The organism is Mycobacterium sp. 1245111.1 (assembly GCF_001673405.1).
Classification (GTDB): Bacteria; Actinomycetota; Actinomycetes; order Mycobacteriales; family Mycobacteriaceae; genus Mycobacterium.
The window spans coordinates 1-670 of the sequence record NZ_LZLV01000108.1; the positions used below are offsets into that span (position 1 = coordinate 1).

At 69.3% G+C, this 670-nt stretch carries 1 protein-coding gene; it reads right to left on the reverse strand.

The window, feature by feature from the left end; translation table 11 throughout:
* The coding region (locus A5658_RS16025) for a non-ribosomal peptide synthetase (RefSeq protein ID WP_156751498.1) at positions 1-670 on the reverse strand (670 nt) is incomplete at both ends.

Here is a 670-nt window from a genome sequence, read left to right on the forward strand (position 1 = left end):
AGGCGCATGGCGAGCAGGGAGTGGCCGCCGAGGTCGAAGAAGGAGTCGTCGATGCCGACCTTGTCGAGGTTGAGGAGGTGGGCGTAGAGGTCGGCCAGGGTGTGTTCGACGGCGTTGGTGGGGGCGCGGTAGCCGCCGGCGGTGAATTCGGGTGCGGGCAGGGCGCGGGTGTCGAGTTTGCCGTTGACGGTCAATGGTAGGGCGTCGAGGGCGACGATGGCGGCGGGGAGCATGTAGGCGGGTAGCAGGGCCGCCAGTGCGGTGCGGGTGTCGGCGGGGTCGGCGGTGCCGGTGATGTAGCCGACCAGTCGTTTGTCGCCGGGGGTGTCTTCGCGGGCGATCACGGCGGCCTGGGTGACGCCGTCGAGCTGGGCGAGGGCGGCTTGGACGTCGCCGAGTTCGATGCGGTAGCCGCGGATTTTGATTTGGTTGTCGGCGCGCCCGAGGTAGTGCAGTTGGCCGTCGGGGCTCCAGCGGACCAGGTCTCCGGTGCGATACATGCGGGCACCTGGGGCGCCGAACGGGCAGGCCACGAACCGTGATCCGGTCAGCCCGGCCCGGCCCGAATAGCCCACTCCCACACCATGTCCGGCGATATACAACTCTCCGACCACACCTGCGGGCACCGGCCGCAGCCAGCCGTCCAACACAAAAAACGCCGCCCCCGACA